6 protein-coding genes are annotated in these 9,705 nt (G+C 69.5%); all 6 read right to left on the bottom strand.

Annotated elements, in window-relative coordinates:
• Nucleotides 1–108: 108 nt before the first annotated feature.
• The 6 genes from ACODT0_RS37210 to xdhA all read right to left on the bottom strand — a co-directional run bounded on the left by ACODT0_RS37210 (nucleotide 109) and on the right by xdhA (nucleotide 9,658).
• Nucleotides 109–1,254: an ABC transporter permease gene (locus ACODT0_RS37210; protein WP_057591999.1), complete on the bottom strand. Its 1,146-nt coding sequence runs from the start codon at nucleotides 1,252–1,254 to the stop codon at nucleotides 109–111.
• Entirely contained in the window at nucleotides 1,247–2,788 is a 1,542-nt protein-coding gene (locus ACODT0_RS37205; protein ID WP_489043613.1) for an ABC transporter ATP-binding protein, read from the bottom strand. The genes ACODT0_RS37210 and ACODT0_RS37205 overlap by 8 nt, the downstream gene beginning before the upstream one ends.
• A gap of 148 nt (nucleotides 2,789–2,936) precedes the next feature.
• Complete coding sequence (locus ACODT0_RS37200; RefSeq protein WP_093340442.1) at nucleotides 2,937–4,238, bottom strand: NCS2 family permease; 1,302 nt, start codon at nucleotides 4,236–4,238, stop codon at nucleotides 2,937–2,939.
• A gap of 141 nt (nucleotides 4,239–4,379) precedes the next feature.
• Complete coding sequence (locus tag ACODT0_RS37195) at nucleotides 4,380–5,357, bottom strand: LysR family transcriptional regulator (protein WP_057592004.1); 978 nt, start codon at nucleotides 5,355–5,357, stop codon at nucleotides 4,380–4,382.
• Nucleotides 5,358–5,550: 193 nt separating this feature from the next.
• Nucleotides 5,551–8,010 carry a xanthine dehydrogenase molybdopterin binding subunit gene (gene xdhB, locus ACODT0_RS37190; RefSeq protein ID WP_489043612.1) on the bottom strand — a complete coding sequence of 820 codons (2,460 nt, stop codon included), beginning with the start codon at nucleotides 8,008–8,010 and terminating at the stop codon, nucleotides 5,551–5,553.
• A 4-nt stretch (nucleotides 8,011–8,014) separates the two neighbouring features.
• Entirely contained in the window at nucleotides 8,015–9,658 is a 1,644-nt protein-coding gene (gene xdhA, locus ACODT0_RS37185; protein ID WP_057592006.1) for a xanthine dehydrogenase small subunit, read from the bottom strand.
• Between the last annotated feature and the right edge of the window lie 47 nt (nucleotides 9,659–9,705).

Below are 9,705 nucleotides of genomic sequence, written 5' to 3'. Positions count from 1 at the left end.
GCAGCGAAATAAAGGAGGAGGCCGCAGGCCGGGGGACATTCGCGGAGGGGAGTACGCCGTCGGCGTGAGCCCACCCCGAACGAACCAGATCGAAAGCGCAGGACAGCATCACAGCGCCCCCTCGGTCGTACGCGCAACAGGCGCAGTCAAAGGCGTACTCGCCTGCAGAGAACTCGTCGTGAGCACGGCAGCCTTCGCAGCCGCCTTGCGACGAACCCGATAGGCAATCAAGGTATCGCAAGCCAGCAGCGTGAACAGCAGCAGCCCCTGGAACACCCCCGTCAGCGACTTCGGCAGCCCGAGCCGCGACTGCGCGAGCTCACCGCCGATGTAGAACATGCTCATCAGGATGGCCGAGAACACCATCCCCACCGGATGCAGGCGGCCGACGAAGGCCACGATGATGGCCGCGAAGCCGTAGCCGGCCGGCACGTAGGGCGTGAGCTGGCCGAGCGGGCCCGCCACTTCGAGCGCACCGGCCAGGCCGGCCGCGCCGCCCGAGGTCAAGAGCGCGATCCACACCGCGCGGCGGGCCGAGAAGCCCGCGTAGCGCGCCGCCGCGGGCGCGAGGCCGCCGACCTGCTGCGCGAAGCCCGCGCGCGTGCGGAACAGGAACACCCACAGCGCCCCCACCCCCACCAGCGCGATGATCACCCCGATCGTCACGCGCGAGCCCTTGAACAGGCGCGGGATCTGCGTCACCGCCTCGAAGGTCTTCGACTGCGGGAAGTTGTAGCCGTTGGGATCCTTCCAGGGGCCGAACACCATGTAGCTCAGCAGCAGCGTCGCCACGTACACCAGCATCAGGCTCACCAGGATCTCGTTCGCGTTGAAGCGGTCGCGCAGCCAGGCCACGATGCCGGCCCAGACCATGCCGCCCAGCGTGCCCGCCACCAGGATCGCCAGCACGATCCAGCCGCCCGTGGTCTTGTCGGCCATCAGCGCCACGCCGCCCGCGGCGATCGCGCCGAACACGAACTGGCCCTCGGCGCCGATGTTCCACACGTTGGAGCGGAAGCACACCGCCAGGCCCAGCGCGATGATCAGAAGCGGCGTGGCCTTCACCGTCAGCTCGCCCAGCGCATAGCCGTTCTTGATCGGCTCGTAGAAGAACACCAGCAGGCCCTTGACCGGGTCCTTGCCGAGCGCGGCGAACAGCGCCACGCCGATCAGCACCGTGATCAGCAGCGCCAGGATCGGCGAGGCGAAGGTCCAGAAGCGCGAGAGCTCCGGACGGGGTTCGAGCTTAAGCATGGGCGGCCTCCTCGTTCTTGTTGCTCTTGCCGGATGGGCCCGGCCACAGCCCGCTCATCCATTCGCCGACCTGCGCCAGCGTGGCCGCCGCGCGGTCGATCGAGGGCGACAGCCGCCCCTTGGCGATCACGTGCAGCCGGTCGCTGATGTTGAAGAGCTCGTCGAGCTCCTCGCTGATCACCAGCACCGCGCAGCCCGCGTCGCGCAGCGCGAGGATCTCGGCATGGATCAGCGCGGCCGCGCCCACGTCCACGCCCCAGGTCGGCTGCGAGACAATGAAGAGCTTGGGGTTGGCGTCGATCTCGCGGCCGACGATGAACTTCTGCAGGTTGCCGCCCGACAGCGAGCGCGCCGCCGCCTTCGGGCCGCCGGCCTTGACCTTGAAGCGCTCGATGATGGATTTGGCCTGGCGCTCGAGCGCGCCGGTGCGGATCCAGCCGCCGCGGCCCACCGCGTCGCCGCGCGTCAGCAGCAGGTTGTGCGCGAGCCCCAGCGTGGGCACCGCGCCGCGGCCCAGCCGTTCCTCGGGCACGAAGTGCAGGCCCAGCGCACGGCGCGCGCGCGGGCGCAGCCGGCCGGCCGGCTGGTCGAACACCCGCACCATCGCCGCCTCGGCACGCACGTCCTCGCCCGAGAGCGTGTAGAGCAGTTCCTTCTGGCCATTGCCCGACACGCCCGCAATGCCCACCACCTCGCCCGCGCGCACCTCGAAGGACACGCCCTCGAGGTCCACGCCGAACTGGTCCTCGCGCGCCAGCGTGAGGCCCTGCACGCGCAGCGCCACCGCGCCCGCATGCACCGGCCGGTGCTCGAGCGGCGGCGGCTCGCTGCCGATCATCAGGCGCGACAGCGACTCGTTGCTTTCGTTCTTCGGGTTGCACACCCCCGTGACCTTGCCGCCGCGCAGCACCGTGCAGGCGGTGCACAGCTCGCGGATCTCGTGCAGCTTGTGGCTGATGTAGAGGATGCTGCAGCCCTCGGAGGCCAGCTTGTTGAGCACCCCGAACAGCTTGACCACCGCCTGCGGCGTGAGCACCGAGGTCGGCTCGTCGAGGATCAGCAGCTTGGGGTCGGTCAGCAGCGCGCGGATGATCTCCACGCGCTGCATCTCGCCCACCGACAGCGTGTGGACCGGCCGCGCGGGATCGATGTCGAGGCCGTATTCGCTCGCCTTGGCCGTGATGCTGCGCGCCACGTCGGCCAGCGCCAGCGACTTGTCGAGGCCGAGCCAGACGTTCTCGGCCACGGTGAGGGTGTCGAACAGGCTGAAGTGCTGGAACACCATGCTGATGCCCAGCGCGCGCGCCTGCTGCGGGTTGCGCAGGTTCACCGGCTGGCCGTCGAAGGCGACGCTGCCCTCGTCGGGCTTGACCGAGCCGTAGATGATCTTCATCAGCGTCGACTTGCCGGCGCCGTTCTCGCCGAGCACGGCGTGGATCTCGCCCGGTTGCACCGCCAGCGAGATGTCGCTGTTGGCGACCACCGCCGGGTAGCGCTTGGTGATGTGCGCGAGCTGGAGTCTGGGTGTTGTCATGCCGGTTCCGTGGGTTGTCTCGTTCGGTACAGGAATGGGCCTCGTCTCGCGGGTTCCGATGTACGTCGATAGCTATAAGTTTAATAGCGTGCCCACGGAATCCGGGCGATGGAAGACCCCGACTCCGGGGCTTCGGCTGATTTCGGGTTCAGTGGCCCGTCACATAGACGAACTTGAACAGGAAGATGGCGGCGATGACCCACACCATGGCATGCACTTCCCGTGCCCGGCCGGTGAACAGCTTGAGCACGGCGTAGGTGATGAAGCCGAAGGCCAGGCCGTTGGCGATCGAGTAGGTGAAAGGCATCGCCAGCGCGGTCACGGCCGCGGGGATGACCTCGGTGGTGTCCTCCCAATCGAGCTCGACCAGGTCGCGCAGCATCAGGCAGCCCACGAACAGCAGCGCCGGCGCGGTGGCATAGGCCGGCACCGAGCCCGCGAGCGGCGAGATCATCAGGCAGGCCAGGAACAGCACCGCCACCACCACGGCCGTGAGGCCGGTGCGCCCGCCGGCCTGCACGCCGGCCGCGCTCTCCACGTAGGCCGTGGTGCTCGAGGTGCCGAGCAGCGAGCCCGCGAAGATCGCGCCGCTGTCGGCCAGCAGCGCCTTGTTCATGCGCTCCATCTTGCCGGGCACCAGCAGGCCGGCGCGCTTGGCCACGCCCATCAGGGTGCCGGTGGCGTCGAACATCTCGACCAGGAAGAACACCAGCACCACGTTGAGGATGCCGCCCTTGAGCGCGCTCAGGATGTCGAGCTGCATGAAGGTGGGCGCGATCGAGGGCGGCGGCGCGAACACGCCGTGGAACTTGTTGCCGCCGAAGAAGAAGGACAGCACCGTGACCGTGACGATGCCGATCAGGATCGCGCCGCGCACCTTGAGCTTGTCGAGCACCACGATGATCAAAAAGCCCAGCGTGGCCAGCACCACCGGTGCCGAGTGCAGGTCGCCCAAGGTCACGAAGGTCGCCGGCGAGGCCGCGACCACGCCCGCGCTCTTGAGCGCGATCAACGCGAGGAACATGCCGATGCCCACCGTGATCGCCGTTCGCAGCGACTGCGGTATGCCCTGGATGAACAGCTCGCGCAGCCCCGTGACCGTGACGATCAGGAACAGGCAGCCCGAGATGAAGACCGCGCCCAGCGCGGTCTGCCACGTGTAGCCCATGCCGAGCACGACCACGTAGGCGAAGTAGGCGTTCAGGCCCATGCCCGGCGCCATGGCGATCGGGTAGTTGGCGTACAGGCCCATGATCAGCGTGCCCAGCGCCGCGATCAGGCAGGTGGCGACGAAGACCGCGCCCTTGGGCATGCCCGCGTCGCCGAGGATCGAGGGGTTGACGAAGATGATGTAGGCCATCGTCAGGAAGGTGGTGAGCCCCGCGATGACCTCGGTGCGCACGGTGGTGTTGTGTTCGTTGAGCTTGAACACCTTGTCGATCCAGTTCATGGGTTTCTTGTCTCCGGGATGTGTTGTCTCGTGTCGCGTCGTGCGGCGTCGTTCTGAAGAAAAAGCGGGCCGAGCCCGTCCCTGGCGCGAGCTCGGTCGCGCCTCGAGGTCCTTGGGGTTCTGGTGAGGGGGCCGGCGCCGTCAGGCGCCCAGGGGCGGCGGATCGCGCGCATCGCGCGCGGGCGGGGTGGGCGGACGCAGCGAGGCCGCCACGTCCTTGATGCATTCGCGCAGCCAGCGCGCCGAGCTCGACGAGTGGGTGCGCTCGTGCCAGAGCTGGTAGTACATGAGCCGCGGCAGCGCGACCGGGCAGTCGAGGATCTTCAGCGGCAGCCGCGCGGCGAAGCGCTCGCAGTACTGGCGGCCGGTGGTCAGCACCAGCAGGCTCGAGGCCACCATGTCGGGGATCAGCCCGAAGTGCGCGCACCGCGCCGTGATGTTGCGCTGGCGCCCGAGCTCGTCGAGCATCTGGTCGATGATGCCGCGCCCGCCTGGGTGCATGGGCGTGGGCGCGATGTGCTCGGCCTGCAGCCAGGTCTCCAGGTCCCAGCCGCGGCGCACCGCCGGATGGTCCTGGTTCACCAGCGACACCACCTCGTCACCGAACAGGCGTGCCATGTGCAGGTCCTCGGGGGGCTTGAGCCAGTTGCCGATCACCACGTCGACCTGCCCCAGCGACAGGTGGCCGTGGTAGTCGGAGTCGGGCGACAGCGGATGGATCTCGATGTGGCACAGCGGCGCCTCGCGCTTGACCTGCGCCACCAGCATGGGCAGGAAGATCGGGTCCATGTAGTCGCTGGCCGCGATGCGGAAGGTGGTGCTGGCCGATTGCGGGTCGAAGCCGCGCGCATCGGAGAACAGCATCTCGGCCGCGCGCAGGATGCTCGCGGCCGGCTCGATCATGCGCAGCCCGGCATCGGTGGGCACCATGCCCGAGCCCGAGCGCACCAGCAACGGGTCGCCCGAGAGCTCGCGCAGCCGCTTGAGCGCGGCCGACACCGCCGGCTGGTACATCCCGAGCCGGATCGCGGCGCGCGAGACGCTGCGGTCGGTCAGCACGGTGTGCAGCACCCGGATCAGGTGAAGGTCGATCTTGTCGAAAAGCGCCTGGTCTCTCATGGCCGCTCGCACGGAAGTGGTCGATGCGAGGCGTTATACAGCCGGGGAGCGGGATCGGACAGCCGGACGCAGAGGACGCGAAGGATCCGCGAAGGACGCAAAAGGAAGACATGGTGATGTTCAATCTGGCTTCTTTTGCGTTCTTTGCGAAATCTTTGCGTCCTCTGCGTCCGGAAATCCGTGTTCTCGGCGCTCATTCCACCTGCGATGTCGTCACGGCCGTCACGGCGCGCAGGATCGATTCGCTCGTGGCGGGCGCGCGCAGCGGCGGGTCGACACGGTGGCCGCCCGCGGCCGACACGGCGTCGCGGATCGCGAAGAAGACCGAGAACGGCAGCAGCAGCGGCGGCTCGCCCACGGCCTTGCTGCGGTGGATCGAGTCCTCGAAGTTCTGGCCCTCGAACAGCCGCACGTTGAACACCGGCGGGCAGTCGTTGGCGGTCGGGATCTTGTAGGTGCTGGGCGCGTGGGTCGTGAGCTTGCCGCTCTGCGGATGCCACACCAGCTCCTCGGTCGTGAGCCAGCCCATGCCCTGGATGAAGGCGCCCTCGACCTGGCCGATGTCGACCGCCGGGTTCAGCGACTTGCCCGCGTCGTGCAGGATGTCGGCGCGCAGCAGCTTCCATTCGCCGGTCAGCGTGTCGACGATCACCTCGCTGACCGCCGCGCCGTAGGCGTAGTAGTAGAACGGGCGGCCCTGCATCTTGTCCTTGTCCCAGCTCAGGCCGGGCGTGGCGTAGAAGCCGTCGGACCACAGCTGCTTGCGGTCGAGGTAGGCCTCGCCCACCACCGTGCTGAAGGCCAGCGTGCGGCCGTTGACCTCGACCTTGTCGTTGGCGAAGCGCACCGCACCGGGCTCGCCGCCATGGCGCTCGGCCGCGCTCTGCGCCAGCCGCTCGCGGATCTGGCGCGCGGCGTCCTGCGCGGCCTTGCCGTTGAGGTCGGCGCCGGTCGAAGCCGCCGTGGCCGAGGTGTTCGCGACCTTGGTCGTGTCGGTGGCCGTGACGCGCACGCGCTCGAAGCTCACGCCGAGCTCGTGCGCCACCACCTGCGCCACCTTGGTGTTCAGGCCCTGGCCCATCTCGGTGCCGCCGTGGTTCACCAGGATCGAGCCGTCGGTGTAGACATGCACCAGCGCGCCGGCCTGGTTGAAGTGCTTGACGTTGAACGAGATGCCGAACTTCAGCGGCGCCAGCGCCAGCCCGCGCTTGAGCACCGGACTCGCGGCATTGAAGCCGGCGATCTCCTCGCGCCGCGCGCGGTAGTCGCTCGTGGCCTCGAGCTCGGCCACCAGCTCGTGCACGATGTTGTCGGTCACGGTCTGGCGGTAGGGCGTCACGTTGTTCTCGCCCTTGCCGTAGAAGTTGACGCGCCGCACGTCGAGCGGATCGCGGCCCAGCGCGCGCGCCACCGAGTCCATGATGTTCTCGATCGCTATCGCGCCCTGCGGGCCGCCGAAGCCGCGGAAGGCCGTGTTGCTCTGCGTGTTGGTCTTGCCCGAGTAGCCGTGCATGCTGACGTTGGGCAGCCAGTAGGCGTTGTCGAAGTGGCACAGCGCGCGCGTCATCACCGGGCCCGACAGGTCGGCCGAGTGGCCGGCGCGCGAGACCATGGTGATCTCGGCGCCGAGCAGGCGGCCCTCGTCGTCGAAACCCACCTCGTACTCGTACCAGAAGCAGTGGCGCCGGCCCGTGACCATGAAGTCGTCGTCGCGGTCCAGCCGCAGCTTGACCGGGCGGCGCAGCTTGCTCGCGGCCACCGCGGCCACGCAGGCGAACAGCGCCGACTGCGATTCCTTGCCGCCGAAGCCGCCGCCCATGCGCCGGCACTCGACGTGCACCTCGTTCGACTGCAGGTGCATCGCGTGCGCGACCAGGTGCTGCATCTCGCTCGGATGCTGGGTCGAGCAGTGGATGTGCAGCGCGCCGCCCTCCTTCGGAATGGCGTAGCTGATCTGGCCCTCGAGGTAGAACTGCTCCTGCCCGCCGACGTCGAGCGTGGCCTTGAGCCGGCGCGGCGCGGCCGCGATGGCGGCGCGCACGGCGGCCTCGTCGCCGTCGTTGGCGGCACCGCCGCTGCGCACGATGTGCATCGGCGGCACCACGTACTGGGCGCGCGCATGCGCGTCCTGCGGCGTCAGCACCGGCGGCTGCGCCTCGATGGTCAGCGCGTCCTTGGCGCGCGCGGCGGCGCGGCGCGCGGCGTCGCGGGTGCGCGCGATCACGGCGAACACCGGCTGGCCCAGGTAGCGGATCTCGCCGCCGTCCTTCACCGACAGCAGGATCGGGTCGTCGTGGATGATCGAGCCGCAGTCGTTGGTGCCCGGGATGTCGTCGGCCGTGAGCACCGACACCACGCCCGGCATGGCGCGGATGGCGTCGAGCGAGAGCGCCGTGACGCGCCCGTTGGCCGCGGGCGACAGGCCCAGCGCGCAGTGCAGGGTGCCGGCGATCTCGGGGATGTCGTCGATGTAGGTGGCCTCGCCGGCCACGTGCAGGTGCGCCGATTCATGCGGGCGGCTGATGCCCACGCGCACGCCCTGGTCGTGGGCGAGCGCCTCGGCACCCTGGTCGATGCGGGCGGCGGTGTTCTTGAGGTAGTCGGCAAAGGCCTCTGCGGGTTGCAGCAGGCGGGCATCGAGGGGCTTGTTCATGGTCTCAGACTCCTTGCGCGGCCGGCTTGGCGGTGGCGGCGTGCGGCATCACGCTCCAGACGCTGGTGGCGCTGCCGGGCAGCGCATCCTCGGCCCGGGTCTCGAGCCACAGGCGCTGGATCAGGTTCTGCGCCACCTGCATCCGGTAGTCGGCCGAGGCACGCATGTCGGACAGCGGCTTGAAGTCCTGCGCCAGCGCCAGCTTGGCGGCATTCACGCTGGACTGGGTCCAGGGCTTGCCGACCAGCGCGGCCTCGGCCTGCGCCGCGCGCTTCACGGTGGCGGCCATGCCGCCGAAGGCCAGGCGCACGGCCTTCACCTTGTTGCCGCCGGGCTCGAGCTCGAGCGCGAAGCCCGCGCACAGCGCCGAGATGTCGCAGTCGAAGCGCTTGCTGATCTTGTAGGCGCGCACCTGGCGGCGCATCGCGGCCAGCGGCAGCCACAGGCCCTGCACGAATTCGCCGCTCTGCAGCTGGTTCTTCATGTAGTCGACGTAGAAGTCGGGCAGCGGCATGCGGCGCACGTCGGCGCCGCGGCGCAGCTCGATCTCGGCATCGAGCGACATCAGCACCGGCGGCGAGTCGCCGATCGGCGAGCCGTTGGCGACATTGCCGCCCATGGTGCCCGCGTGGCGGATCGGCGGCGAGGCGAAGCGCAGCCAGACGTCGGCCAGGCTGGGCACGCGCTCGACCAGCGCCGCGAAGGCCGATTCGAGCGAGGCGCCCGCGCCGATGTAGAGGTGGTCGCCGCGGACCTCGACGGTCTTGAGCTCGGGCACGTCGCCCACGTAGATGATGTCGCCGAGGTCGCGGAACTGCTTGTTGACCCACAGGCCCACGTCGGTCGAGCCCGACAGCAGTTGCGCGCGCGGCTTCTGCTCGCGCAGCGCGGCCAGCTGCTCGAGCGAGCGCGGCGCATGGAAGCGGTCGATGCGCGCGCCCAGCGGGGCCGCGTACTCGAAGCCCGCGGCGTCGGCGGGCGGGTTCAGCGCGGTGAGCGCGGCCACCACCGCGCGGCTGTCCAGCCGCACCGGCGGCAGGTCGAACATGCGCTGGCCCGCGTCGAGGATCGGGCGGTAGCCGGTGCAGCGGCACAGGTTGCCCGAGAGGTCGTCGGCCAGCTGCTGGCGCGAGGGCTGCGTGCCGCGCGCCTGGTGGTGTTCGTAGGCCGACCACAGCGACATCACGAAGCCCGGCGTGCAGAAGCCGCACTGCGAGCCATGGCAGTCGACCAGCGCCTGCTGCACCGGGTGCAGGCAGTGCACGGGGTGCGGGCGCTTGTCGCCCTCTTGAAGCGCGGGGGCCGGGGCTGCCTGCGAAGCTTGGCACTGGTCCTTGAGGTCCTCGACCGTGAACAGCGCCTTGCCGTTGAGCGTGGGCAGGAACTGGATGCAGGCATTGACCGTCTGCAGCCGCAGGCCGCCGACCGCGTCGGGCGCGCCGGCCTCGGCCAGCTCGCCGATCACCACGGTGCACGCACCGCAGTCGCCCTCGTTGCAACCCTCCTTGGTGCCGGTGCAGCGCGCGTCCTCGCGCAGCCAGTCGAGCACCGAGCGGGTCGGGTGGACGCCACTGACGTCGACGACCTGTCCGCGATGGAAGAATCGGATGGGCTGGCTGGGGCTGTGGCTGCTGCTCTCGGTACTCATGCTGTCGTGCTCGTGGGGTGGCGCGTGGTGGCCAGGCCTGGACGTTA

Source organism: Variovorax sp. FG153, from assembly GCF_057809595.1.
This window is presented reverse-complemented; position numbering and strand designations above follow the sequence as displayed.